Source organism: Pseudomonas sp. MYb118, assembly GCF_040947875.1.
Lineage (GTDB): Bacteria > Pseudomonadota > Gammaproteobacteria > Pseudomonadales > Pseudomonadaceae > Aquipseudomonas.
Map to the genome: position 1 here is coordinate 951867 of NZ_JBFRXN010000003.1, position 24495 is coordinate 976361.

Genomic DNA, 24495 nt, shown 5'->3' on the forward strand with positions numbered 1-24495 from the left:
CTTTTCAACGTAGGTTTGTGGTCAACGTGATTTCAAGTTTTCTTGCATGACACTGGGAGGACTTGGCGCCGACCGTTGCCGGCTGGTCGGGGTCAAGTCGCAGGGAGAAATTCGCAGTTTCCGGTGACAGATAAAGGAAAAAACCTCGGGTGTGCGGGGTTGATTTCGCGGGTTTTTCTCGGGTGTTTGGGGGCTCTAGGACAAGGGTTTGCTCGGGATAGGCGGCAGGATTGGGCAAGGTTGGGCTGGAGGGGTTGGTCTGTCGTCGTACATGACAGCGGGGAGAACCCGAGGATGGGTCGGGTGGGGATGGGTTGGCTGGAAAATAATCTTGGATTTTTGGCGTCAATGGGTCCGCTATCGCGAGCAGGCTCGCTCCCACAGGGGGGCATTTGTGAACACCAAAGATCCAATGTGGGAGCGAGCCTGCTCGCGAGTTTTTTTGGGGGCTCACTGCACCAACTGATTGATCTCGATGATCGGCAGCAACACCGCCATCACGATCACCAGCACCACCCCACCCATCACCACGATCATCAAGGGTTCGAGCAAGGCGGTCATGCCCATGGCCCGGCGCTCGAGGTCGCGGGACAGGGTTTCGGCGGCGCGTTCGAGCATCGGCGGCAGTGCGCCGGTTTTTTCGCCGCTGGCGATCAGGTGGATCAGCACCGGCGGGAAGACTTTTTCCACACGCAGCGCGGCCGCCAGGTTGACCCCTTCGCGCACCTTGGCGGTGGCGTCGTTGACGCTCAGGCTCAGGCGGTCGTTGGACAGGGTCTGGCGCGCCGCCTCCAGCGCGCGCAGCAGCGGCACGCCGGCGCCGCCGAGGATCGCCAGGGTCGAGGCGAAGCGTGCTGTGTTAAGGCCCAGCACGAAACGCCCGATCAGCGGCAGGCGCAGGATGCGACTGTGCCAGTTGAGCCTGGCCTGGGTGTTGCGCAGATACAGGCGCCAGCTCCAGAAACCGCCGGCAATCGCCGCGAAACACAACCAGCCCCAGGCGCGAATGAAGTCGCTGGCATTGAGCATCGCCAGGGTCAGGCCGGGCAGATCCTGGCGGGCCTGGGAAAACGCGCTGACCACCTGCGGCACCACGTAGCTGAGCAGGAAGATGACGATACCGATCGACACCAGCCCGACCACGCCCGGGTAGATGAACGCGGTGAGGATCTTGCCGCGCAGGTTGTTGCGTTCCTCGATGTAGTCGGCCAGGCGCTCCATCACCTGCGCCAGGTCACCGGACTCCTCCCCCGCCGCAATCAGCGCCCGGTAGATTTCCGGAAAGTCCCGTGGCCGCGCCGCCAGCGCCTCGGCCAGGCGCATGCCGCTGCGTACATCGGCGCGCACCGCGCTCAGGGTCTGGGCGATGTACTTCTTTTCCGCCTGTTCCACAGTGGCGCTCAGCGCCGCTTCCAGTGGCAGGCTGGCGCCGAGCAGGCTCGCCAGTTGGCGGGTGGCCCAGGCCAGGTCGTTGTCGGAGAACTTCGGGCTGAACAGCGCGCCGCCGCCTGCCGCTGCGGCATTGTTTTCCAGGCGCACCTGCAACGCGGTCAAGCCGCGCCCGCGCAGGATGCCGAACGCCGCGCCCTGGCTATCGGCTTCCAGGTGCCCGACCTCGATCTTGCCGTTGGCGTCGGCCGCTTCAAAGCGATAACGGTTCATCAGGCGTCCCGTGTCACACGCAGGATTTCTTCCGGCGCGGTGCTGCCGCTGCGCACCCAGCGCTCGCCGTCTTCACGCATGCTGAACATGCCGGCAGTGCGAGCGGCGGCACGCAGGGCCTGCTCCCCTGCCCCCTGGTGGATCAGCGTGCGGATGTCGTCGTCGATGCAAAACAACTCATGAATGCCGGTACGGCCGCTGTAACCGGTCTGGTTGCACGCCGGGCAGCCCACCGGGCGCCAGGTGCCGGGTACTGCGGCATCGGGCTCCTTGCACTGCGAACACAGGCGCCGCACCAGACGCTGGGCCAATACGCCGAGCATCGACGAGGCCAGCAGAAACGGCTCCACGCCCATGTCGATCAGGCGGTTGATCGCCGACACCGAGTCGTTGGTGTGCAGCGTTGCCAACACCAGGTGCCCGGTCAGCGAGGCCTGCACGGCGATCTGTGCGGTTTCCAGATCACGGATTTCGCCGATCATGATGATGTCCGGGTCCTGACGCAGGATTGCGCGCAATGCCAGGGCAAAGGTCATGTCGATCTTGGCGTTGACCTGGATCTGGCTGATGCCCGGCAGGTCGTATTCCACCGGGTCTTCGACGGTGAGGATGTTGCTGGTGCTGGCGTCGAGCCGGGCCAGCGCGGCGTACAGGCTGGTGGTCTTGCCGCTGCCGGTGGGCCCGGTGACGAGCACTATGCCGTGGGGCTGGCGGATCAAGTGATCGAGCTTGGCCAGCACGTCCGGGTCCATGCCCAGGGTTTCCAGTTGCAAGCGCCCGGCCTGTTTGTCCAGCAGACGCATGACCACCCGTTCACCATGGCCGGTGGGCACGGTGGACACACGAATGTCGATCGGCCGGCCGGCCACGCGCAGGGCGATCCGGCCGTCCTGGGGCAGGCGTTTTTCGGCGATGTCGAGTTGCGCCATGATCTTGATCCGCGACACCAGCGCGCCATGCAGCGCCTTGCGCGGTGAGACCACGTCGCGCAGGGTGCCGTCGACCCGGTAGCGCACCACCGAATGGGTTTCGTAGGGCTCGATGTGAATGTCGCTGGCCTCGTCGCGCGCGGCCTGGGTCAACAAGGCGTTGATCATGCGGATCACCGGCGCGCCGTCCTGGGTGTCGAGCAGGTCGGTGATTTCCGGGATGTCCTGCATCAGCCGGTCGAGGTCGACTTCGTTTTCCGCCGCCCCCACCACCGCTGCCGCACTACCGGTGTCGGCATAGGCGCTGGCGAGCAGGCCGTCGAGTTCTTCGTCGCGCACCCGCTCCAGGCGTGCCGGGCCGTACTGGCGGCGCACCTCGCTGATCGACCAGCCCGGCGTCGACGGGCATACCGTCAGCACCGCACCCGCCTCTTCGGTGCGCAGGACGATGCGCTGCGCCTTGGCCCAGGCGTACGGCAAGGCACTCATTGCAGCGGCACCGCACGAATGGTCGCCCGCGGCATCGAGCCGGACACCGGCACCACTTCCGGCACGCCCTGGGCAGTGGCCGGCAGTTGCGGCGCCTGCATGTCGGGCATTGCCCAGCTGTGCTCCGGTTGAAGGCCGCCCTGGGCGCGGCGCATGAAGTCATAGCGGTTGAGGGTGATGCTGCGCCCTGCCGCGCTGTCGCGGATGATGTAGGGGCGCAGGAACACCATCAGGTTGGTCTTGGTGATCGACCGGCGCTCGTTGCGAAACAGCGCACCGAGGCCGGGGATGTCCGCCAGCCACGGCACCGCGTCATTGCTCTGGCTGTAGCCGTCCTGCAGCAAACCGCCGAGCACCATGATCTGGCCGTCGTCGAGCAGGATGCTGGTGTCGATCGCCCGTTTGTTGGTGACGATGCCGCTGGAGTTGACGCTGTTGGACGCGCGCTCATCGACGCTGCTGACTTCCTGGTAGATGTCGAGCTTGACCGTGCCGCCCTCGGAAATCTGCGGGCGCACGTTGAGTTTCAGGCCGACCTCTTCGCGGGTGACGGTCTGGAACGGGTTGTTGCTGGTGCCGCCACCGCCGGTGACGTAACTGCCGCTGACGAAGGGAATGGTCTGTCCGACGAAGATGCTGGCCGCTTCGTTATCCAGGGTGAGCAGGTTCGGTGTCGACAGCACGTTGGTGCCGCCCTTGCTCTTCAGGGCGCGGGCCAGGACCTTGAGGTCGAGGATCTTGCCGATGCCGGGGATGTCCACGGTGCCGTTGACGTAACCGAGGTTGAGGCCCTGGGGCAGCACGTCGATGCTGGTCTTGCCGCTGGTGTTGAGGCCGGTCCCGCCAAGGTTGGCGCCGCCGATCACGCCATTGCCGCCGAGGTTGCCGGTCTGCCACTGCACGCCGAACTCGCTGGCGTCGTCTTCACCGACCTCGACGATCAGGCTTTCGATGACCACCTGGGCGCGGCGCTGGTCGAGCATGTCGATGACTTCGCGCAGGTTGCGGTACACCGGCTCCGGCGCGGAGATCAGCAAGGTGTTGGTGGTGCCGTCCGCCTGGATGGTCACGCCGTTGGCGCTGAAGGCCAGGTTCTGTTCGCCGGCCGGCGCAGTGCCGGTCTGGCCGTTGCTGGTGCCCTGGCCATAGGCGGGGCTGCCGTTACTGCTGGTGTTCGCCACGGGTGATTGGCTGGTGCTGCCGTTTTGCGTGCCACTGGCATTGTTGCTGGTGCTGCCGCCCATGGCGCTGAGCACCGACCGGGTCGCGTCGTTGGTGCCGCTGTCGCTCTCGCCGGTGAGCAGGCCGCGCAGGGCCTGGGCCAGTTTGGCCGCCTGGGCGTTGCGCAGGTACACCACGTGCAGGTTGCTCGGGTTGCTCTGGGCATTGTCGAGCTTGTAGATTAGGTTGCGCGCCAGCTCGGTACGCTCCGGGCTGCCGGCGCGGATGATGATCGAGTTGGAGCGCGGGTCGCCGATCACCGAGATCTTCTGCGTCGGGTCGTTGCCCGGCGCTTCCAGTAATTCGGAGACCATGCCGGCGATGTCCACGGCGATGCCGTTCTGCACCTGCACCACGTCGGTGTCGATGGCGCTGGGGGTGTCGATGCCCTGGATCAGTTGCGCGACCCGCGCGAGGTTTTCGGCGTAGTCGGTGACGACGATGGTGTTGTTGCCGGGGTAGGCGTTGATCGGGTTGTTCGGCGACACGATCGGGCGCAGCACCGGGATCAGGTTGACCGCGTTTTCGTATTGCAGGCGAAAGGTGCGAGTCAGCATGCCGTTGCCGGCGGGTTTGTCGGCGCCGTACACCGGACCGCCGAGCAATTTGGCGTCGGCCTCAGGGAGGATCTGCGACACACCGCCGACCTCCACCAGGCTGAAACCCTGCATGCGCAGGCTGGCCAGCAGCATGTCATAGGCCTGATGCGCCGGTACCGGGCCTTCGGACACCAGGGTCAGGTTGCCCTTGACCCGCGGGTCGACGAGGAACTGCCGGCCGGTGGAGCGCGACAACGCGCGGACCACCGCCGGGATGTCGACATCGACGAAGTTCAGGGTCACCGGTTGGTTGCCCAGGGGATTGCTCGCCACTGTGGTGCCGGTGCCTGCTGCGCTGCCACGACCGGGGTTGCTGATGCGGTGCTGCGGCCCCGGTGGCTGGCGCAGTTGCGCCTGGGTTTTCTGGCGCTCGGCCAGCGGGTCGGCGTTGCGCTGGGTGTCGGCCAATGGCCGGCCCAGTTCACTGTCGACCAGCAACGGCGCCTGTGTGGTGGTACTGGTGTTGCTGCACGCCGCCAGCGCCAGCAACAGCAAGGGCGCAACCTTGCGCCCATGACGCGCGTACGAAGAACCTGACCCCTTCATGAACGTTCCTTAGCGCCAAGCGCCTGATCCATGCGTACGGTTCCGGACAAAGTGCCCGCCGTGTTATCGGGCAAAGCCTCGCCTGTGCGTTGCAGACGAACCTCGACCACTTCCAGTGAAAATTGTCCGGCATTGGCCAACAGCCAACTCAATGCAGCGTCTGCGGGCGCATCGGTGAAGCTCAGGCGCCAGGTCGGTGGCGTCTGGGCATCGGGCGCCTGTAACTGGTAGTGGCCGCCGAGGCCGGCACTGTCCAGGCTCTGGCGCAGTGACTGTTCGAGGTTGGGCCCCGATGGCGGCCGTGCGACCTCGCGCAGCAGCACTTCCAGGGCTTCGGCCTGGGAGCGTAACTTGGGCGTCTCGGCCTGCCAGTAATTGATCTTGTCGAGGGCCGGCTGGACCAGCAGCATCCAGGTCAAAAGGCCCGCCAACGCCAGCGCCATGCCTGTGGCCAGGCGCTTGTCCCGTGGCGTCAGGCCCTGCCAGGCGACCTGGCGTCGGGCGTGCAGGTGCTGCCAGCGCGCGCGATACTTCGCAAACCGAGGCTTATTCATCGTCGGCTCCGGTTGAAGTGTCGGCGTTGCTGTCTGCCATTTGCGCAGCGGCACGCAGGGACCAGCCATCGTCGCTGGCACTGACCTCAACACCGCCATCGCTCAATGCGCTTTGCCACTGCTTGTCGCTGGGGGCGCGTCGGGCATCGGTGATCAGGCTCAAGCGCAGTTCAGCATTGGCGAAACTGAGGTGCTGCACGCTGCCGGCCATGAACGGCATGGCGTTGCCGGCCTGGGTCAACAGGCTGGCAAAACGCTGGGTCGGGTCGCTGGCGCTGCCGTTCTGCCGCGCCGCCAATTGCTGGCGCGCCTGCTGCAACGGGTTGAGGATCACCGGCAGTTCAGGGAAAGCCTGTTTGACCCGTTGATTCATCTGCGCCTTGAGTTGCTGGCCCTGGCTGGCCTCGCGAGCGGCGTACAGGTTCAGCCCTACGCTCCACACTGCCACGGCCAGCGCGCAACACGCCGCCGCACGGCCCCAGCCGGACTCGTTGGTGCTGCTGCGGGCCATCGCACCGTGCAAGCCCCAGCCCGGCAGCGGACCGCTCCAGCGTCGCGCGTCGGGTAGACGCTCGATGCTGTCATCGCCCAGGCCTGCGCCAATCCATTGCAGGCTACCCCCGGCTTCCAGCAGCAAGTCAGCCAGGGCTTCATCCGGCTGCGGGTGCACTTGCGCCTGCTGCAGGCTGTAGCGCACCAGCAGATGAGCATCCTGCAGACAAGCCACCGGCCCTTCCCCCACCGGCAGGTAATAAGCCGCCGGATGCAGGCCGCGCAGGTTCAAGCGCGCCAGGCGCAGCAATTGGCCGAACTGGGTCAGCCACGACCGCGAGATCCAGGTGATGTACACCCGCCCCTGCTCGTCCCGTGGACTGTGGGCGATGTGCATCTGTTCGAAGTGGCCGAGGATCAACGCCTGCGCCGCGCACTGCACCGCCGCAGCGGTTTTGCTCGCTGGCAGATTGGGCAGCTCCAGGCTCGCCAGCAGGCTGTCCTGGGGATGCAAAAAGAAACTGATGGCCGGCGTCTTGCTGCGCTGTCCCAACGCCAGCAGCGTGCTTTGCCCGGCGCTCGTCACCTGCCCCTGGCGGTCCAGCCAGGCGTAATCCAGCGGGCTGTCGAGGGTCAGGTCGGCCAACGGCGGCAAGGCCACGCGCAACTGGCTCATACGCCCACCCGCGACCAGATCACCCGGGGCAACTGGTCCTGGGGTCGGTGCAGCAGTGCGTCGAGACTGACCCGGCGCTGATCGCTGCGCACCTGTCCACGCAGGCGGAACCAGTCGCTGGTGATGCCGACCCGGATGCGCGTCGCCTCCAGCTGCGGCATGTTCAGGCGATTGACGAAGTCACCCCGATTGATGAACCACTGGCCGCCATCGCGCTCGGCCACCAGTGCCTGGGCACGCTCGATCGACAGGCCTGGCACATAGGCTGCCAACACCAGCGCGCTGGCGGTGTTGCCATTGATCCAGGTCGGCGCCGGCAGCAGCGTGAAATAGGCCGCGAGTTTGGCCAGCAGGGTTTCATTGATGCCCTCGACGCTGCGCAGGTCATCGACGCTGCGCAACATCGGGCGGGTCGGCCGTTGCGGTTTTTGCGCGGCATTGGGCGAGGTCTCGCGGCCGCTGTCGAAGCCGTTGCCGAGCGGTGCCTTGTCCGCCAGTTGCGGATTGAGCAGGCGCGGGTATGAAGCTATCACCCGCTGGCTGATGCGCTGGCTCAGGGTGGCGTTGATGCCGATCAGTTCACACAAGCGCTGGAACGTCGCCAGTTGCTCCTGGTCGATGCGTTCCTGGTTGACCAGGTTGCGCAGGTTGAACTTGCCCTGCTCGTCTTCCAGTCGTCCTTCGAATGGCAGCGTCGATTGGCTCAGCACCAATGGCTGCGCCCACGGCTGTTGGAGGTGGGTCAGCGGGTCACGCTGGCGGGCGTCCCACAGCAGATGACGGCTGACTTCGATGCCGCCGCGCAGCACCGCAACGCCTTGCACCCGAGCCTGCTCGGCTTCCAGTTGGCGAGTGAACACGGACTGGCGCGTGAGCATGCCCGCGGCAATCACTGCTACCACGGCGGCGATGAGCAAGGCGCTGATGATCGCCATGCCGCGCTGCTTCGCCATCGTCGGCGAACCGGCTTTCATGATGGCGCTTAAAGCTGCCAGGAGCCGATGTCGGCATTCACGCCCTCGCCGTCAGGCTGGCCGTCGGCGCCGAGGGAAAACACGTCGATCTCGCCATTGGCGCCGGGATTGAGGTAGTGATAAGGCCGGTCCCACGGGTCGTTGGGCAGGCGCTCCAGATAGGAACGCCAGTTAGTGTTCTTGGCATCCGCCGGGCGCTCGACCAGCACCTTGAGGCCCTGGTTCATGTTCGGGTAAGTGCCGTGATCGAGGCGATACAGTTTCAGTGCCTGCATCAGGCCGCCGATGTCCTGCTTGGCGGCGGTGGCCCGCGCCTGGTCGGGCCGGTCGAGTACCTTGGGCACCACCATTGCCGCAAGAATCCCGAGAATGACCACGACCACCATGATCTCGATCAGGGTAAAACCGTGCTGCCGACGTGGCGGGTTGACCGGTGACTTGAAGCGCGCGATATCCATCTCGACATTCCCTGGCTCGGTTCGATTCGACGCGCAGTGTTGCAAGAAGATATGTCACTGATGTTGAAAAACCTCGGGTGTTTTGGTCGTCAACCGGTCAAGCCCGAGGGTTACCGTCCAAGGCTTCGCACAACGCCCGAGCACCCCGATGCAACGCCCTTCTCCACAGGCCGGTTTTACCTTGATCGAAGTGCTGGTGGCGCTGGCGATCATCGCCGTCGCCATGGCGGCCGCCGTGCGGGTGGCGGGTTTGATGACCCAGGGCAACGGCCTGCTGCGCGACAAATCCATCGCGCTGCTGGCGGCGCAGAGTCGGCTGGCGGAATTGCGTCTGGAGAATCGCTTGCCGATGGGACGCAAGGTCTTCGAATGCGATCAGGGTCGGCTGCTGCTGCGTTGCGAACAACTGATCGGCAACGGCGAGAACGGCCGCTTGCTGCGGGTCGAGCTGCAAGTGTTCGACCGCAGCCGCGAGGCGCCACCACTGGCCCGACTCAACACCCTGTTGAGCCGGCCAGTGACAAAATGACACTCAGGGCCGGACCAGGCTCGGCAGCGCCGGGGAATCCGGCAATTTGCCGAGCAGCAGGCGTGAGCGTTCAGTACCGCGTTCGATCACCACGGCATCGCCTTCGATGGCCACCACTTTCACCCCGTGACTCAATTGCTCGCCGACGAGGAAGCTGCGCGGCGGGCTGTCGTTGAGGCTGAGGATCGCCACCGCGCCACGGCTGCCGGCCAGCACTCCACTGACCTTGATATCGAGTGGCGCGGGCGTATTGGAAAACCACTGCAATGCCGGGTTGCTGGAGCGCTCGGCCAGCAGCTGCGGGGTGGCGGCCGGCGTCCTCGATTCGGCGGACGTCAGCAACAGCGACGACCAGGTGGCCACGCCGGCCAGCGCCGCGATCAGGGCCACCACCTGGACCGCCTGGGCCGGGGAAAAGCGTTGGAGCAATGACATGGGCTGAACCTCCTTTTAGTCCCTGCTTCGATCCTACCGGGCAATTCTCACGTTTTTATTTCACACGCTGATCATCTTCATCGTTCAGGATCGACGTCATGCAAAGGAGCGCATCGGATGAAGGTTTGTACGCAGCAGGGTTTTACCTTGATCGAATTGATGGTGGTCCTGGTGATCGTCGGCATCGCCAGCGCGGCGATCAGCCTGAGCATCAAGCCGGACCCGCTGCACCTGCTGCGCAAGGACGCCGAGCGTGTGGCGCAACTGCTGCAAATCGCCCAGGCCGAAGCGCGCAGCGATGGCCGGCCGATCACCTGGCTGGCCAACGCCAAGGGCTATCGTTTCAGCCGCCGCAGCGACAGCGGCAAGGGCTTCGAGCATTTTGCCAATGACCCGCAACTGCGCCCGCGCACATGGCAGACGCCGGGCATGACGGTGCAGGTCGAGCCACGGCAGAAACTGGTACTGGACGCCGAATGGATCAGCCCGGCGTTACAGGTGAGTCTTTCCGACGGCATCAACAGCATCAGCGTGCGTCGCAGCGCCGCCGGCCAGGTGAGCGTGCAATGAACAACCAGCAAGGTTTCACCCTGATCGAAGTGATGGTGGCGGTCATGCTGATGGCCTTCGTCAGCCTGATCGCCTGGCGCGGGCTCGACAGCGTGACCCGTGCCGACGCGCACTTGCAGGCCAGCACCGAGCAGGCCGAAGCGCTGCTGCGCAGCCTCAACCAACTGGAACGCGATATCGCCCTGCGCGCCAGCATCGAACTGGCGGACCCGATCAAGGCCGCCGTAGAAGACCAGAGCGCCGAAACCGTCCCCGCCGTGACGGTGCGCAGCAGCGACAGCAAGGGTTTTCGCCTGGACGTGATTCGCGTCGCACCGGGCCAGAACGGTGAGTTGCAACGGGTGCGCTGGTGGCTCAAGGGCGGCACGCTCTATCGCGCCCAGGCCGCTTCACGCAGCCACTATCCGCTGCCGGCGCCCACCGAGGGCGTGGCGGTGCTCAATGCAGTCAGCGAGGCGACGTTGCGCGTGTGGGACGCGGACAAGGGTTGGCGACAACTGAGTGGCAATCGCCAGGAAAACCCGCGCGGCCTCGAAATCAGCCTGACCCGCAACACGCCCCAGGGCGTCGAGCACTACCGGCAGGTGTTGGGGCCGCTGGAGTAACCGCCCTCAGCTCAGCACTACCACGCCACCGGGCAGTTCGGTGCACTTGACCCCGTAGGCATCGCGAATCATCAGCGCGACGCCGGCCAGTTGATCGAGGCTGAAGCGCGCCTGCACCTTGCGCTTGCCCAGTTCGCTGTTGAGCAACAGCAACATGCCCGGGCGATAGCGGTTGATTTCGTCGATCACCTGGGCCAGCGTCGCGTCGTTGAACACCAGCACTTGCTGGCGCCAGGCAATCACGGTCGATGTGTCGACGGCCTGAGGGACACTGATTTCCCGGTTGTTGTACGTCAGTTGCTGGCCGGATTGCAGGCGGATGCTGCGGCCCAGCACGTCCACCTGCAGGGCGCCGTCCAGGCAGGTGACGCAGACGTTCTGATCGGTATTACGCAGGTTGAAGCGGGCCTGGCTGGCGCTCAGCCAACCGGATCCGGCCTGGACTTTGAGGGTCGCCTGCGCGCGGGTCTGCACCTCGACTTCACCGCTGATCAATTCGAGCGCCTGCTGACCGTCGGTGCCGGGGCGCCGGTTGATCCGGGTCTGGGTGTTGAGCTCCAGGCTCACGCCGTCGGCCAGATCGACCCGGCGCTGCTCGCCCACTTCGGTGATGTAGTCGGCGCCCAACCCGGAGAAACCGCCGGGGACGCTGGCACGGATCAGGAAGAACGCGGCGGACGCGGCAATCGCACCGCCGAGGAAGGCACGGCGCCCCAGGTGGCGAGGCGCGCTGATCTGCTCGACAGCCGGACGCAACTGCTGCCACAGCAACTTGGCCCGTTCGAACGCTCGGGCATGCTCGGCGCTTTGCGCGCACCACTCGCGCAGCGCGCGGGCATCGGCGACGGTGGCCCGGCCAGAGGTCAACAGCACCAGCCAGTCGCGGGCTTCGAGGCTCAGTTGATCCTGAGGTGTCGGCTCAGGCGATGGAAAACGGAAGATGTTCAAACGCGGGGGTACTCAAGAATTAATCTGGGCTCTTTCAATTAGACGGTTTTCCCGCACCGGGACCGAACCGTTGAATGAATTTTCTTTCCAGGCGCCCGGCACAATGGGTCAAAGCGGCTTTGACTTCCTTCTCGACCATCCGCGTAGAGATGCCGAAACGCTGGGAGATTTCCAGGTGCGGCGCCTCTTCCAGGCGGGCGGCGATGAAAATCTTGCGCCGCCGCGCGGGCAACTCGTACAGGGCACTGAGCAGCAACTGGATTTCCTTCTGCCCGCCCACGACCCGAGCGGGGTCGAGCGTTTCATCGGACACCTGCAACAGCTCATCGACCTCGCTGCCGGTCAGCAGGCGCGCGTCCGACTGCCGCCGGTCGGCCGCGATGTTGAGGGCCATGCGGTACAGATAGGCATTGGGCTGGTTGATGTTCGGGGGTTCTTCCATGCGGTCGACCCGCAGGTAAGTTTCGTGCAGGACATCGTTGGCCAGGTCTTCCGAGCCAAGACGTCGGCGCAGGCGCGCCTTGAAATCGTCATACGAGGTCAGGAACAGCGTGACCATCGAACTTTTCCCGGTGTCTTTCATCCCCCGGAAACTCCCTTCCCATTTGAGCAATCCATGCGTTTACCTGATGACTCCGGCAGCAGAAGCAGTGTGACCGGCTGGCTGAGAGAACTCGGCGCCGGGCGTTCGATGTCCAGGTTACGCAAACTTTCCACCAGCGCGGCGTCGCGCTTGAAGTCGCCGGTCGAACTGACCAGCCGACTGTGTTGCACCACGCCGTCACGACCGATCCACAGTTGCAGCAACGCGCGAAAACTGCCGGGCCGAACCAGTGGTGTCCGGCACAGGCTGCGTTCGATCGCGGCCTGCACCGCCGTTGCATAATTACTGCCACCCGGCAGCGCATTGCCGGTGGTCGGGCCTTCGACGGCGGACACCTGCGCGACCTGCAGGGTAAATGCGTCCGCCTGGGCATAGCGGGCCATGAGTCCGCTGCCGCTGAGCAGGCGGATCAAGGCTTCATTCGCGCTGAACCGCCCCTTGACCGCGACGGAACGACGGCCGCGGGTCAAGGTGTGATCCACCAGCACTGCCATGCCGGTCGCGCGACTGAATCGTTCGAGGGCGCTGGCCAGTTCCTGGGCCGGAATGTCCAGGTCCATCGGCGCTCGCACATCGACCGGTTCGGCCCCTGCGACGGCTGCCTGCAACCAAAACAGCAACGCCAGGCAAGCCTGGCGAACACGTGTCGAAAAGATCTGGCGCCGCTCCCTGGCTCTGCCTCGCTGCACGGCTGACGCACCCCTGAAAACCGTCATCCTGAGGGCTGTTTATGAACCTGATGTGACGGATGGTGCAAAAAAACCATCACGCGATGTTAAACCGCCATGAAGTAGACTCAATGGCATGCAGGGCCCGTTCAGGGCCAGGGAGGTCTTTGATGAAATACCTGATGAGCGTTGCAGCGATCGCGCTGCTGATGACCGGGCTGTCAGTGGCCCAGGCGGAAGAAGCCAAGGGTTGCGTCGACGTACAGGTCGACGGCTACAAGGCGCCGGACTACAACTGCCTGAGCCAGCAGATGGGCAACAACCCCGACGGCGCCAAGGCCGCACAGAAAAACCAGGAAAGAATGAACGTCCCGATCGACAAACGCCCACCCAGCCAAATGGGCCTGGCCACACCAGCGGCCACCAGCACCCGGATGGGCAACACCTTCGGCACCTCCGTCAAACCCCAACGCCCCGCCGGCAACTGACAACACCCCTGTAGGAGCGAGCTTGCTCGCGATGGCGGTGTGTCAGGCGCCATAGATGTTGAATGCCTTGACGCCATCGCGAGCAGGCTCGCTCCCACAGGTTGTCTGGGTGTATTGAGTATTTGTGGCAGCCGGAAAACCTTGTGGGAGCGGACTTGCCCGCGATAGCGGTGTGCCAGGCAACATAGATGTTGAATGTACCGCCGCCATCGCGAGCAAGCTCGCTCCTACAGGTTGTCAGGGTGTATTCAGTATGTGTGGTAGACCGAAACTCTTGTGGGAGCAACTGTCTTACCCATACCGCTCATCACCGCCACTCTGTTCCGTCTCGCAGCATGGCGTTGAGTCTAATCAGCAGTATTCGCATGCAGGCGATGAGCGCGACTTTCGCGCTCTTGCCTCGCTCGCGTAAAGCCTCGTAGCGTGCCTTGAAGTCTGCCTGGTGGCGGATTACGACCCAGCAAGACATGTAGAGTGCACGGCGGACTCGGGCTCGTCCCCCGTAAATCTGGCGCTTCCCGCTGTGATTACCGCTGTCATCGTTGTATGGCGCGATGCCGGCCAACGCCGCGATCTCCCGACGATTCAGCTCACCAAGTTCGGGCAAGTAAACCAGCAAACTGGCGGCAGCCACTGTGCCTATGCCTTTAACAGCAATCAGCCGCTCGGTTTTCTCTGCATCCAGGTCGCGCATGCTTTGGTTGATGGCCTTGCCGAGTTGCCTGATCTGTATCTGCAAATAGCGAATGTGTTCCTCGATCATGCCGACAACCGCTGGCAGCTGGGCTTGTTGCAGCCGACGCTTGTTGTCGTCTCGCTGCTGAACCAAGTGTTCGCGTAGCTGAATCAGCTCGCGTAGAGCCTCTCGCTGGGGCGAGATTACTGGGTCGCAGGGAGCATGCAGAGCTTCGGCGAACGCGGCCAGGACAGCGGCGTCGATCGGATCGGTCTTGGCATTTTTGCCCATTGCCACAGCAAAGGCTCTGGCTCGCCGGGGATTGATCCTCAGCACGTTGAAGTGCGCGTTTTGCAAGGCGACCATGCTCTGGCGCTCATAACCGCCCGTAGCTTCCAGCAGAACCCGGCCAACTTCGTAACGGTTCAAGCGCTGGATCAGCTCAACGAAGCCTTCAGAACTGTTTGGAACATCAAAGCCGTCGTTCTGTGGTTGAACCCAGACAACGAGCTTTGATTTGGAGATATCGATGCCAACCCAGGAAATCATGACAAAACCCTCTTACACTCAGAAGTGAGAGTGCTCTGGCTTTGCCCACGCTTGTGATTCGAGTGGCGCTCGTCTAACTGTTCGGGCTTATGGGCCAGAGTGGAAAGGTGGATGGCAGCTCGGCTCCCACACGTGCTTCAAGCACCGCGGACTCACAGCTTGCCATCCACCCCTCTCACCTCTGATTTTATTCCCTGATCAAGACACAAGCGGGCTTGCCCGCGATAGCGGAGTGTCAGGCAACATAGATGTTTAATGTACCGACGCCATCGCGAGCAAGCCCGCTCCCACAGGTGGTCTGGGTGTATTCAGTATCTATGGCAAACCAAAAATCCTGTAGGAGCGAGCTTGCTCGCGATGGCGGAGTGTCAGGCGCCATACCCACAGGTTTTTCTGGGTGTATTCAGTATTTGTGGCAGCCGGAAAACCTTGTGGGAGCGAGCCTGCTCGCGATAGCGGAGTGTCAGGCACCATATGATGTTGAATGTATTGGCGCCATCGCGAGCAAGCTCGCTCCTACAGGGTCATGCGCTTGGTGTTTGGCGGAAGCTCACGGCCAGTCGGTTCCAGCTGTTGATGGTGGTGACGGCGATGGTCAGGTCGACCATTTCGTTTTCGCTGAAATGCTCGCGCGCCTGTTCGTACACGTCATCGGGCACGTGGCTTTCGGCAAGTAGTGTCACCGACTCGGTCCAGGCCAGTGCCGCGCGCTCGCGGGGGTTGAAAAAATTGCTGTCGCGCCAGACCACGATCGAATACAGGCGTCGGTCGGTCTCGCCCAGGCGCCGTGCATCCACCGAGTGCATGTCGGTGCAGAAGGCGCAGCCGTTGAGTTGCGAGGCGCGGATTTTGATCAGGTGCAGCAGTTCCGGCTCGATGCTCAGGTGGCTGGTCAACGCCTCCATGGCGATCATGGCTTTCATCGCCTTGGGCGATGCGCTGTAGTAATCCAGACGGGAAGTCATGCCAAGCCTCAGGGTGCAGTAGGTAGTGTTTCAAGTTAGGCGCTCTACGCCCGAGGTAACAGAGCCAATTCGGCGAAATTCCACGGGACCACCCGCCACCAGACCAATCCACGGTTTTTCCATTACTCAACTTCTGCACGGCAGCGCTTGCGGGTAATCTTGCGCGACGCACACGCGCGTCAGTCAACGGCTCGGGAGCCCCGTCGGTATGGAACTTCATGTTGTCATCAACGGCCGCAAGGACCTGGCAGGCCAGTTGTATAACCAACTGCGCAGCGCCATCGAATCCGGGCGCCTGGCCGCGGGCACGCAGTTGCCGCCCAGTCGCCTGCTGGCGGAACAGTTGGGCATCTCGCGCAAGACCATCTCCGACACCTACGCACAGCTGACCTACGAAAACTTCCTCACCGGGGTGATAGGCAAAGGCACCTACGTCAACACCCGGCCAGCGAAAAACCAGCCCAAGCAAAGCCATTCACAGCTGGCCAGTGCCGAGGTGATCGAATCCTGGCGCAACCTGCCAGTGTTTCTGCGCCACCCAACCCTGGAAGGCTCGCTGCGTTATGACTTCATCGGCGGCGCCACCAGCAAGGGCCAGTTTCCCCAGGACGACTGGCGGCGCTGTACCTCCCACGCGTTGCGCCAGATCGCCGGTTCCAAGGGCTTCTACAGTTACGCCGAGGGCCTGCCGGCACTGCGTAACGCCATCGCCCGGCACATCGCGTTCTCCCGTGGTGTGAACTGCCAGGACGAAGACGTAGTGGTGTGCAACGGTGCGCAGCAGGCGCTGGACTTGATTTCCCGGGTGATGACACGCCCCGGCAGCCTCGTCGCCATGGAAGACCCCGGCTATCCGCCGGCGCGCCTGCTGTTCGGCACCCATGGCGCGACGGTGGTGGGTGTACCGGTGGACGCCGAAGGCATCGAGGTCGACAAGATCCCCGACGGCACCCGGCTGATCTACGTGACCCCGTCGCACCAGTTCCCGCTGGGCGTCGCCATGAGCCAGGCGCGCCGCGTCGCCCTGCTGGAGCGCGCTCGCGAGCTGGGCGCGATCATCATCGAGGACGACTACGACAGCGAATTCCGCTACGAAGGCCGCCCCACCGACTCCCTGCAAAGCATGGATGAACACGGCATAGTCGCCTACGTCGGCACCTTCTCGAAAACCCTGTTGCCGGAGTTGCGCCTGGGCTACATGATTTTGCCGCCGGCGATCCTCGAAGCGGTGGTCCGAGCCAAGCAACTGACCGACCTGCACACCTCCACCCTGCCCCAATGGGCACTGGCCAAGTTCATTGCCGAAGGCTGCCTGCTCAAGCACATCCGCCGCTGTCATGCGATCTACGCCGGGCGTCGCGAACGCATCCTGAGCCGCGTCGCCGGCGACCTGTCACCGTGGCTCGAAGCGGTCCCGAGCGTGGCCGGGTTCCACATGTCGCTTAGATGCAAAGTGCCTATTGATATGCCTTTACTGGTCGAACTGGCCAAAAAGGTCGAAGTCGGCCTGTACCCCATCGAGCCCTTCTACTACCAGCGGGCGCCACAGGATGGCCTGCTCATGGGCTTCGGCGCCATCGAGACGCTGGACATCGACCCCGCCCTGGACCGTCTTCGAGACATTTTGCAACAACTGTCGTAGACGATTGGCCTGCGCTTTTATCCGGCGATTGGCTATTGGCGGTCCCGGGGTGCAGGCCTATCCTGCATAGGCGTTATCCCTCAATGAGCAGGACGGCCTGATTCAGGAGTGTGAGTAATGTCCAACGAAGTGATCAATACCGTAAAGGTACAGGCCGTCAACGGCCGCTCGGAAGAGCTGGGCAAGCAACTGCAAAAGATTGTCGAAACCCTGCGCGAATTACCGGGCTGTGATTCCTATATGGTCGACCGCTGCCCCGAGGACAGCAACCGCTGGAACGTCAGCGCCCGCTGGCAATCGGAAGCGGCCATGCACCAGCATTTCAACTGCCCTGAAGTGCAGGGCTTCATCGGCCTGATCGATAACCAACTGGCAAACGCCGTGGATTTCAACAGCTTCCCGATTCGCTGAAACGGTTAAAAGACCGCAGACAACGACGGCTCCTACAGGGCACTGGGTACCTCTGTAAGAACCGTCGCAGGCTGCGGTCTTTTTTGTGCGCCGCGGTCATTGGTCCCCTCACCTTCGTGAGAATTGGCTGTTTGACCCCCTGCCATCGGGGTCTAATCTGGTCCCTGACGACTAACCACCGCAGGTAATAATCCATGAAAGCTTTGCGCTTGTGTGCCGCCCCACTCGCTGCCCTTGCCCTGACACTGTCGGTCCCGGCATTCGCCCATGACCCTTCGGAAAAGGTCACGATCCTGCAGGACGAAGTCCTGAAGAACGTCCCCGACAAAAAAGCCCTGATGCTCGAAGTGGACTACCTGCCCGGCCAGTCCTCGATCGCCCACAAACACGAAGGTACGGCGATGGCCTACGTGTTGTCGGGTGCGATCACCTCCCAGGTCAAGGGCGAACCGGCGAAAACCTACAAGGCTGGCGAATACTGGTATGAGCCCGCCGGTTCCGAGCATCTGGTGTCGAAAAACGCGAGCAAGACCAAACCGGCCAAGTTGCTGGTGTTCATGGTGTTGTCACCGGATGAGAAAGTGTTGATTCCGTTGGAGCATTAATTACGCAGAACCCGCACCTGTAGGAGCGAGCTTGCTCGCGATGCATTCTACCATTCACGCATAAGTTGTCTGGAATAACGCATCGCGAGCAAGCTCGCTCCTACAGTTGAGGCAACATCGGGCAATTGTTCAAAGCTGTTCATCAACAGCAACTCCATTATTCTGGCGGTTCGCACGACGCGAACCACTCAAGTTAATGGAGACTTTATGAGTACCGAACAGCAACTTTCCTTTATCGCAGCCATTCGTTGCGATGACACCACAATGAAATTCTTCGAGCAGATGCAGGCAGTTCCTGAAGGCCAGGGCAACCTTCTGACCACCAATCATCAATATTCCACCACCACCCGGAAAATGGTCCGTGTGCATAAGGCGCGCAACGTGCACGAACGCACCCGCTCCGATGAAATGGTGGTGTATTTCAATCGGCATGACGATCATTACGCACTTCAAGTGCGCAGCGATAAGTTTCTGGGCAAGTACCTGATCAAGACCAGCAATGGCCTCCTGGGTGCAACTACCGGTGCGGGCAGTGATACCACGTTATTCAACTTGCTCAACAATGAGCAGCAGGTCATTACTTTGGATGATCTGCAAAACACTCATGCCAGTGTGTACCTGCAAGTTCGTAATTCCGGGGTTATCAAACGCCAACATATGCAAGAGCCAAGGCTGTATTGCTATGGGGATGGTTCGGGTGAATCGGTAAAATTCAACCTGAGGATTCTTGAGCGCAATGTGCTGCAACCTACGGGGAATGAACCTTATCCGTTGTTCATCGAGCCCATTACGGAGTCGGATGAGGATTGATACATAGCGCCTGATATTCCTGTGGGAGCGGGCTTGCTCGCGATGCTGTGTGTCAGCCGACGCAGATGCTGGATGTGATGGCCCCATCGCGAGCAAGCTCGCTCCTACAGGGTCAGGAAGCATCCAGCCAAAAAGCCCCGCATCTTTCAATGCGGGGCTTTTTCATTCAACGCCGGGTCAGGCGGTTTCCACCTCGGCGTTCGCCGGGGTTGCGGCAGGTACTACCGCTTGCCCGCTCAACGCCAAGTCGAGCAACTCGCGGTTGGCCACTGCGTACATGGCGTAGTCCGTACCGCTGGCGGCACGGATTTCCACCAGCATGGCGCGCCAGCGTTCGATCATGGCGGCGTGCTGCGCCATCCAGGCGTCCAGGCGTGCTTCCACCGAGCTCTCGCACAGTTGCAGGACGGAGATGGTGATCGCACGTTGCTGCCAGTCGACGTCATCACGGAACGCTTCACGGGCCAGGGCCTGCCAGTTGTTCTCAACCGGCAAGGCACTGATCTGTTGCAGGTACCAGGTGATGTCCAGCTTCTCGCCCACAGCGAAGAAGGCTTCGGCCACTTCCGCAGGATCCTGCCCCGTGACATCGGAGGCCTCGATCACCGGCAGCAAGGTGTACAGGTGCGAGGTACCCGCCACCATGCGCGCCAGCAACTCAGGCACACCCGCCTTGACATAGACCTCGTAGCGATCCTGCCAGTTTTTCAGGGTTGGGCCTTTGAGCAGCTCAGGCAGCCGCAGCCCCAGCTCCTTCAGGTGCGGACCGAAGTGCGCGACGTCACGGGCAGCGTTCTGCTCGTTGCGACGGCTGCGCAGGAACCAGCGTGTAGCACGGCGGCCCAGGCGCATCAGTTCGTCCATCAGCTCCAGTTGCACGTCTGCCGAGACCTGGTAGTCCAGGGCTTCGATCTGACGGAACCAGTGCGGGAGGTGGAAAATGTCACGCACGATCACGTAGGCACCGGCCACGTTCGCCGGGCTCATGCCGGTGGACTCCTTGAGTCGCTGAACGAAGGTGATGCCCATGTGGTTGACCAGATCGTTGGCGATCTGGGTGCTGACGATCTCGCGTTTCAGGCGGTGACGGCGCATGGCCTCGGAGAACTTGCTTACCAGGCTCGGCGGGAAAGCGGTTTCCATGTCACGGGTCAGGTAGTCGTCATCCGGTACCCGGGATTCGAGCAACTGCGCCTTGAGGTCGATCTTGCTGTAGGAGATCAGCACGGACAACTCCGGACGGGTCAGGCCATGGCCCGCCGCGACGCGTTCGTTGATCTGCTCTTCCGACGGCAGGAACTCGATGGCACGGTCCAGCTTGCCACGGCCTTCCAGGTCGTTCATCAGGCGCTTGTACTCGGCGATGCGTGGCAGTGCGCGACGCGCCGCCAGCGACAGGGCCTGAGTCTGCTTGTAGTTGTTGCCCAGCACCAGGCCACCGACTTCGTCGGTCATGCTCGACAGCAGCACATTGCGCTGCTTGTCGGTCATGTCGCCGGCCTGCACCACTTCGTTGAGCAGGATCTTGATGTTCACTTCGTGGTCGGAGCAGTCCACGCCACCGGCGTTGTCGATGAAGTCGGTGTTGGAACCGCCGCCATTGAGGCCGAACTCGACGCGACCCAGTTGGGTCATGCCCAGGTTACCGCCCTCGCCGACAACCTTGCAGCGCAGCTCGTTGCCGTTCACGCGCAGGGCGTCGTTGGCCTTGTCGCCGACATCGGCGTGGCTTTCGCTGCTGGCCTTGACGTAAGTGCCGATACCGCCGTTCCACAACAGGTCCACCGGCGCCTTGAGCAAGGCGTTGAGCAGCTCGGTCGGGGTCAGCTTGTCGGCCTGGATGTCGAAGCGCTCTTTCATCTGCGGGGAAATCGCGATGCTCTTCGCGCTGCGGGAGAAGATCCCGCCGCCTTCGGACATGATGCTGGTGTCGTAGTCCGACCACGCCGAACGCGGCAGGTCGAACATGCGCTGACGCTCGGCGAAGCTGGTCGCCGGGTTCGGGTTCGGGTCGATGAAGATGTGCAGGTGGTTGAAGGCCGCGACCAGTTGCAGCTTGTCGGACATCAGCAAGCCGTTACCGAACACGTCACCGGCCATGTCGCCGACGCCGACCACGGTGATGCTGTCTTCCTGGACATTGATGCCGCGCTCGCGGAAGTGACGCTGTACGCCCACCCACGCGCCCTTGGCGGTGATGCCCATCTTCTTGTGGTCGTAACCGGCCGAACCGCCGGAAGCGAACGCGTCACCCAGCCAGAAGCCGTAGTCGATGGCGATGCCGTTGGCGATGTCGGAGAAGGTCGCAGTGCCCTTGTCCGCCGCCACCACCAGGTACGGGTCATCGTCGTCATGGCGCACGACGTTGGCCGGCGGCACCAGCGCACCGTCTTTCAGGTTGTCGGTGATGTCCAGCAGGCCGGAAATGAAGATGCGGTAGCAGGCGATACCCTCGGCCGCGATCTCGTCGCGACCACCGCCCAGCGGCAGGCGACGTGGCAGGAAGCCACCTTTGGCGCCCACCGGCACGATCACCGAGTTCTTCACTTGCTGGGCTTTTACCAGGCCCAGCACTTCGGTGCGGTAGTCTTCCTCACGGTCGGACCAGCGCAGGCCGCCGCGGGCCACGTTACCGAAGCGCAGGTGCACGCCTTCGACGCGTGGCGAGTAGACGAAGATCTCGAACTTCGGCACCGGCTTGGGCAGCTCGGGAATCAGGTGCGGGTTGAACTTGAAGCTGAAGTAGGACTTGTTATGGCCCTTGGCGTCGGTCTGGTAGAAGTTGGTGCGCAGGGTCGCCTTGATCAGGTCCAGGTAACGACGCAGGATACGGTCTTCGTTGAGCACCTGAACGTCGTCCAGGGCGCTGAGGATCGCGTGTTCCAGGCGTTGCTGCATGTCTTCCAGGTCGTCGCCGCTGAGCTTGCGCGCCAGGTAGAAGCGGGTCTTGAACAACCGGGTCAGCTCGCGAGCGATGTCGGTGTGGTTGTTCAGGGTGCTGGCGATGTAGCCCAGGTCGAAGCCGAGACGGATTTGTTTCATGTAGCGGGCGTAGGCACGCAGCAGCGCCACGTCGCGCCATGGCAGGCCGGCGGTCAGCACCAGGCGGTTGAATGCATCGTTTTCGGCATCGCCACGTACGATGTGGACGAAAGCGTCCTGCAGCGTGTCGTTGAGCTGCTGGATGTCCAGGTCCAGGCCTTCGGCGGCGGTGAACGCGAAGTCGTGGATCCAGAACTCGCGGCCATTGGTGTGGCGCAGGCGGTACGGGAACTCACCCAGCACGCGCAGGCCGAGGTTTTCCAGGATCGGCAGCACGTCGGACAGTGCCAGCGGGGTGTCGGCGTGATACAGCTTGCAATGCAGCTCGCGCTGACCGGACACCTGGCCCAGTGGCTGGTAGAAGCTCATGACCAGCGGGTTTTTCTCGCTCAGGCTCAGCAGGTGCTGCATGTCGACCACGGCCGAGTGGGCGGCGAAACGCTCGCGGTAGCCGGCCGGGAAGCCTTTCGGGAAGTCAGCCAGCACATTGGTGCCGTGGGCTTCGCCGAAGCTCTCGACGGTCAGGGCGGCGTAATCGTCCTGCCAGCTGCGGCAGGCCTGGATCACTTCGTTTTCCAGTTGCTGCGGGTCGATGTCGATGCGGTTTTTCGGGTCTACACGCAGGATCAGCTGCACGCGGGCCAGCACGGACTCGGAGAAGAAGGTCCAGAACTCGCAGTCCGAAGCCTTCAGGCGATCCATCAGCACTTGCTGGATCTTCTGGCGCACTTCGGTGGAATAGATGTCGCGTGGCACGTAGGCCAGGCAGTAGCAGAAACGGCCGTACGGGTCTTTGCGCAGGAATACGCGGATCTTGTTGCGTTCCTGGATCTGCACGATCGACATCACGGTGCTGAACAGCTCGTCCACCGGGGTCTGGAACAGGTCGTCCCGTGGCAGTACTTCGAGGACCTGGGCCAGTTCCTTGCCCAGGTGGGCCTTGGCCTGGAAGCCCGAACGGCGTTCGATTTCCGCGACCTTGCGGCGGATGTACGGAATGTTGCGTACGCTTTCGCCGTACACCGACGAGGTGTACAGACCCATGAAGCGGCATTCCTTGATGACCTTGCCGTCGGCGTCGACTTCACGGATCGACACGTAGTCCGGGTAAGCCGGACGGTGTACACGGCTTGGGTGCGCGGCCTTGGCGAACGACAGCAGGGTCGGCTCACGCAGGTAGTTGACCGCGTAGTCTTCGATGCGCAGGTCGTCGTAGGTCAGGCCGGTGCGCAGCAGCTTGGTCAGGCCGAGGAAGGAGCTCTGGTCGTACTCGATGTGGCCGCCATCGGCCTGGTCGGTGACCACGAACTCTTCGTAGCCCAGGAAGGTAAAGTGGTTGCCCACCAGCCATTCCAGGAAACTCTTGATTTCGTTCTTTTCGTCGGCATCGACCGCGAAACGGCTGTTGTCCAGGCTGCTCAGGATGTCCTGGACCTTGGCTTTCATCGGTTCGAAATCGCTGACGGCCACGCGCACTTCACCCAGGACCTGCTCCAGTTCCTTGGTCAGCACGTTCAATTCGGCGGTGTTGGCGCAACGGTCGATTTCCAGGTACATCAACGACTCTTGCAGCACGTCGTCGCCCTGGGTGCCCTTCGGCAGGATTTCCAGCAACTCGCCCTTGCTGCCGCGACGCACGCTGAGCACGGTGGTTTGCAGGGTATGGATGCTGTAGCCGCGGCGGTTCAGCTCCGTACGCACCGAGTCCACCAGAAATGGCAGGTCGTGGTGCAGCACTTCGACCGCGGTGTGGGTCGACTGCCAGCCGTGGCGTTCGTAATCGGGGTTGTAGACGCGCACTTGCGGTTGCGCGTGATCGAAGCGCTCAAGCAGGCGCCACGCAGAAAGGGTACAGCCAGCGAGGTCGGACAGGCGACGCTGGGTCAGCTCGTCCATGGAAATGATGCCGAAGAATTGTTCAGCGAACAGCGCCACTTGTGGCAGTGCCTGTTCACTGATGTGCTGCGCCAGTGCCGCTTGCAGTTGGTGCTGGAAGTCGGCTTTGCTGGCTGCGGTGAAGAACGCCATCTGTGGTACTCCGCTTGGGCTTGTTATTGATTGAAGCGTCGCGTGCAACACCCCTTTCGGGGCGGTCCGTCACCCTGTTCCTGAATCTCGGGCAGAGGAAACAGGGTGACAGGTGGGTGAAGCTGGACGGGACACTCAGGTCACATTCACCTTCCGTGAATGGGCATCTGCAAAAACCACTGTGCGATCAATTGCACACTTTCGTTACAGGCAGGTCTTTACAGGTATCCATTCGATGCGCAGCTTAACCAGTGCGGCAAGGCCGGTGCTTGCGGTGCTGCGACATATTCGGTCATCGGAATGCTGCTGTGGCGACATGC

22 protein-coding genes are annotated in these 24495 nt (G+C 62.7%); 8 read left to right on the forward strand and 14 right to left on the reverse strand.

The features are described from left to right. Positions 1-450: 450 nt before the first annotated feature. Genes gspF through gspG form a run of 7 tightly spaced genes read right to left on the reverse strand, consistent with a single transcriptional unit; the run spans position 451 to position 8600 of the window. A complete protein-coding gene (gspF, locus tag ABVN20_RS25515; protein WP_368558551.1) occupies positions 451-1662 on the reverse strand; it encodes a type II secretion system inner membrane protein GspF in 1212 nt (403 codons plus the stop codon). After that, complete coding sequence (gspE, locus tag ABVN20_RS25520) at positions 1662-3080, reverse strand: type II secretion system ATPase GspE (protein WP_368558552.1); 1419 nt, start codon at positions 3078-3080, stop codon at positions 1662-1664. Before gspE ends, gspF begins: the two co-directional genes overlap by 1 nt. After that, complete coding sequence (gene gspD / locus ABVN20_RS25525; RefSeq protein WP_368558553.1) at positions 3077-5446, reverse strand: type II secretion system secretin GspD; 2370 nt, start codon at positions 5444-5446, stop codon at positions 3077-3079. Before gspD ends, gspE begins: the two co-directional genes overlap by 4 nt. Continuing rightward, entirely contained in the window at positions 5443-6000 is a 558-nt protein-coding gene (gspM, locus tag ABVN20_RS25530) for a type II secretion system protein GspM (protein ID WP_368558554.1), read from the reverse strand. The genes gspD and gspM overlap by 4 nt, the downstream gene beginning before the upstream one ends. After that, positions 5993-7168, reverse strand: coding sequence for a type II secretion system protein GspL (gspL, locus tag ABVN20_RS25535; protein WP_368558555.1), 1176 nt, complete (start codon positions 7166-7168; stop codon positions 5993-5995). The genes gspM and gspL overlap by 8 nt, the downstream gene beginning before the upstream one ends. Continuing rightward, entirely contained in the window at positions 7165-8142 is a 978-nt protein-coding gene (gspK, locus tag ABVN20_RS25540; RefSeq protein WP_368558556.1) for a type II secretion system minor pseudopilin GspK, read from the reverse strand. The genes gspL and gspK overlap by 4 nt, the downstream gene beginning before the upstream one ends. A gap of 8 nt (positions 8143-8150) precedes the next feature. After that, positions 8151-8600: a type II secretion system major pseudopilin GspG gene (gene gspG, locus ABVN20_RS25545; RefSeq protein WP_368558557.1), complete on the reverse strand. Its 450-nt coding sequence runs from the start codon at positions 8598-8600 to the stop codon at positions 8151-8153. Between the two features lie 148 nt (positions 8601-8748). Between gspG and gspI the strand changes: the two genes are divergently transcribed. Further along, complete coding sequence (gspI, locus tag ABVN20_RS25550; RefSeq protein WP_368558558.1) at positions 8749-9129, forward strand: type II secretion system minor pseudopilin GspI; 381 nt, start codon at positions 8749-8751, stop codon at positions 9127-9129. A 3-nt stretch (positions 9130-9132) separates the two neighbouring features. Here gspI and ABVN20_RS25555 read toward each other — a convergent pair whose 3' ends face one another. After that, a complete protein-coding gene (locus ABVN20_RS25555; RefSeq protein ID WP_368558559.1) occupies positions 9133-9564 on the reverse strand; it encodes a type II secretion system protein N in 432 nt (143 codons plus the stop codon). A gap of 117 nt (positions 9565-9681) precedes the next feature. Here ABVN20_RS25555 and gspH point away from each other — a divergent pair, with 117 nt between their 5' ends. Both gspH and ABVN20_RS25565 read left to right on the forward strand, forming a co-directional pair. Continuing rightward, complete coding sequence (gspH, locus tag ABVN20_RS25560) at positions 9682-10134, forward strand: type II secretion system minor pseudopilin GspH (RefSeq protein WP_368558560.1); 453 nt, start codon at positions 9682-9684, stop codon at positions 10132-10134. Further along, positions 10131-10739, forward strand: coding sequence for a prepilin-type N-terminal cleavage/methylation domain-containing protein (locus ABVN20_RS25565; RefSeq protein ID WP_368558561.1), 609 nt, complete (start codon positions 10131-10133; stop codon positions 10737-10739). Before gspH ends, ABVN20_RS25565 begins: the two co-directional genes overlap by 4 nt. 6 nt (positions 10740-10745) lie before the next feature. On the opposite strand, the gene ABVN20_RS25570 is transcribed toward ABVN20_RS25565, so the two are convergent. The 3 genes from ABVN20_RS25570 to ABVN20_RS25580 are packed head-to-tail and all read right to left on the reverse strand — an operon-like array spanning position 10746 to position 12851. Continuing rightward, on the reverse strand, positions 10746-11687 hold the full coding sequence (locus tag ABVN20_RS25570; protein ID WP_368558562.1) for a FecR domain-containing protein: 942 nt from the start codon (positions 11685-11687) through the stop codon (positions 10746-10748). Positions 11688-11721: 34 nt separating this feature from the next. Continuing rightward, a complete protein-coding gene (locus ABVN20_RS25575) occupies positions 11722-12270 on the reverse strand; it encodes an RNA polymerase sigma factor (RefSeq protein ID WP_368558563.1) in 549 nt (182 codons plus the stop codon). Continuing rightward, on the reverse strand, positions 12267-12851 hold the full coding sequence (locus ABVN20_RS25580; RefSeq protein ID WP_368558716.1) for an STN domain-containing protein: 585 nt from the start codon (positions 12849-12851) through the stop codon (positions 12267-12269). Before ABVN20_RS25580 ends, ABVN20_RS25575 begins: the two co-directional genes overlap by 4 nt. A 317-nt stretch (positions 12852-13168) precedes the next feature. Between ABVN20_RS25580 and ABVN20_RS25585 the strand changes: the two genes are divergently transcribed. After that, a complete protein-coding gene (locus ABVN20_RS25585) occupies positions 13169-13447 on the forward strand; it encodes a hypothetical protein (protein ID WP_368558717.1) in 279 nt (92 codons plus the stop codon). Positions 13448-13754: 307 nt separating this feature from the next. On the opposite strand, the gene ABVN20_RS25590 is transcribed toward ABVN20_RS25585, so the two are convergent. Both ABVN20_RS25590 and ABVN20_RS25595 read right to left on the reverse strand, forming a co-directional pair. Continuing rightward, positions 13755-14672, reverse strand: coding sequence for an IS110 family transposase (locus tag ABVN20_RS25590; protein ID WP_368554840.1), 918 nt, complete (start codon positions 14670-14672; stop codon positions 13755-13757). A gap of 524 nt (positions 14673-15196) precedes the next feature. Beyond that, on the reverse strand, positions 15197-15637 hold the full coding sequence (locus ABVN20_RS25595; RefSeq protein WP_368558564.1) for a carboxymuconolactone decarboxylase family protein: 441 nt from the start codon (positions 15635-15637) through the stop codon (positions 15197-15199). Between the two features lie 208 nt (positions 15638-15845). On the opposite strand from ABVN20_RS25595, the gene ABVN20_RS25600 reads away from it, so the two are divergent. The 4 genes from ABVN20_RS25600 (at position 15846) to ABVN20_RS25615 (ending at position 19105) form a co-directional block, all read left to right on the forward strand. Beyond that, positions 15846-17279, forward strand: coding sequence for a PLP-dependent aminotransferase family protein (locus ABVN20_RS25600; protein WP_368558565.1), 1434 nt, complete (start codon positions 15846-15848; stop codon positions 17277-17279). A gap of 117 nt (positions 17280-17396) precedes the next feature. Then, positions 17397-17690, forward strand: coding sequence for an antibiotic biosynthesis monooxygenase family protein (locus ABVN20_RS25605; RefSeq protein WP_368558566.1), 294 nt, complete (start codon positions 17397-17399; stop codon positions 17688-17690). 194 nt (positions 17691-17884) lie between these two features. Continuing rightward, entirely contained in the window at positions 17885-18295 is a 411-nt protein-coding gene (locus ABVN20_RS25610; RefSeq protein WP_368558567.1) for a cupin domain-containing protein, read from the forward strand. Positions 18296-18502: 207 nt separating this feature from the next. Further along, complete coding sequence (locus tag ABVN20_RS25615) at positions 18503-19105, forward strand: hypothetical protein (RefSeq protein WP_368558568.1); 603 nt, start codon at positions 18503-18505, stop codon at positions 19103-19105. Positions 19106-19282: 177 nt separating this feature from the next. On the opposite strand, the gene ABVN20_RS25620 is transcribed toward ABVN20_RS25615, so the two are convergent. Further along, positions 19283-24175: an NAD-glutamate dehydrogenase gene (locus tag ABVN20_RS25620; RefSeq protein ID WP_368558569.1), complete on the reverse strand. Its 4893-nt coding sequence runs from the start codon at positions 24173-24175 to the stop codon at positions 19283-19285. Positions 24176-24495: the final 320 nt, after the last annotated feature.

Bases quoted from the DNA above. Each gene is read 5' to 3' on its own strand.
- gspF (WP_368558551.1), bottom strand. From the start codon at position 1,662: ATGAACCGTTATCGCTTTGAAGCGGCCGACGCCAACGGCAAGATCGAG.
- ABVN20_RS25565 (WP_368558561.1), top strand. From the start codon at position 10,131: ATGAACAACCAGCAAGGTTTCACCCTGATCGAAGTGATGGTGGCGGTC.
- ABVN20_RS25620 (WP_368558569.1), bottom strand. From the start codon at position 24,175: ATGGCGTTCTTCACCGCAGCCAGCAAAGCCGACTTCCAGCACCAACTG.
- gspK (WP_368558556.1), bottom strand. From the start codon at position 8,142: ATGAAAGCCGGTTCGCCGACGATGGCGAAGCAGCGCGGCATGGCGATC.
- gspD (WP_368558553.1), bottom strand. From the start codon at position 5,446: ATGAAGGGGTCAGGTTCTTCGTACGCGCGTCATGGGCGCAAGGTTGCG.
- ABVN20_RS25600 (WP_368558565.1), top strand. From the start codon at position 15,846: ATGGAACTTCATGTTGTCATCAACGGCCGCAAGGACCTGGCAGGCCAG.
- ABVN20_RS25605 (WP_368558566.1), top strand. From the start codon at position 17,397: ATGTCCAACGAAGTGATCAATACCGTAAAGGTACAGGCCGTCAACGGC.
- ABVN20_RS25610 (WP_368558567.1), top strand. From the start codon at position 17,885: ATGAAAGCTTTGCGCTTGTGTGCCGCCCCACTCGCTGCCCTTGCCCTG.
- ABVN20_RS25615 (WP_368558568.1), top strand. From the start codon at position 18,503: ATGAGTACCGAACAGCAACTTTCCTTTATCGCAGCCATTCGTTGCGAT.
- gspI (WP_368558558.1), top strand. From the start codon at position 8,749: ATGCAACGCCCTTCTCCACAGGCCGGTTTTACCTTGATCGAAGTGCTG.
- ABVN20_RS25590 (WP_368554840.1), bottom strand. From the start codon at position 14,672: ATGATTTCCTGGGTTGGCATCGATATCTCCAAATCAAAGCTCGTTGTC.
- gspE (WP_368558552.1), bottom strand. From the start codon at position 3,080: ATGAGTGCCTTGCCGTACGCCTGGGCCAAGGCGCAGCGCATCGTCCTG.
- ABVN20_RS25575 (WP_368558563.1), bottom strand. From the start codon at position 12,270: ATGAAAGACACCGGGAAAAGTTCGATGGTCACGCTGTTCCTGACCTCG.
- gspH (WP_368558560.1), top strand. From the start codon at position 9,682: ATGAAGGTTTGTACGCAGCAGGGTTTTACCTTGATCGAATTGATGGTG.
- ABVN20_RS25580 (WP_368558716.1), bottom strand. From the start codon at position 12,851: ATGGACCTGGACATTCCGGCCCAGGAACTGGCCAGCGCCCTCGAACGA.
- ABVN20_RS25555 (WP_368558559.1), bottom strand. From the start codon at position 9,564: ATGTCATTGCTCCAACGCTTTTCCCCGGCCCAGGCGGTCCAGGTGGTG.
- gspM (WP_368558554.1), bottom strand. From the start codon at position 6,000: ATGAATAAGCCTCGGTTTGCGAAGTATCGCGCGCGCTGGCAGCACCTG.
- gspG (WP_368558557.1), bottom strand. From the start codon at position 8,600: ATGGATATCGCGCGCTTCAAGTCACCGGTCAACCCGCCACGTCGGCAG.
- ABVN20_RS25595 (WP_368558564.1), bottom strand. From the start codon at position 15,637: ATGACTTCCCGTCTGGATTACTACAGCGCATCGCCCAAGGCGATGAAA.
- ABVN20_RS25585 (WP_368558717.1), top strand. From the start codon at position 13,169: ATGACCGGGCTGTCAGTGGCCCAGGCGGAAGAAGCCAAGGGTTGCGTC.
- gspL (WP_368558555.1), bottom strand. From the start codon at position 7,168: ATGAGCCAGTTGCGCGTGGCCTTGCCGCCGTTGGCCGACCTGACCCTC.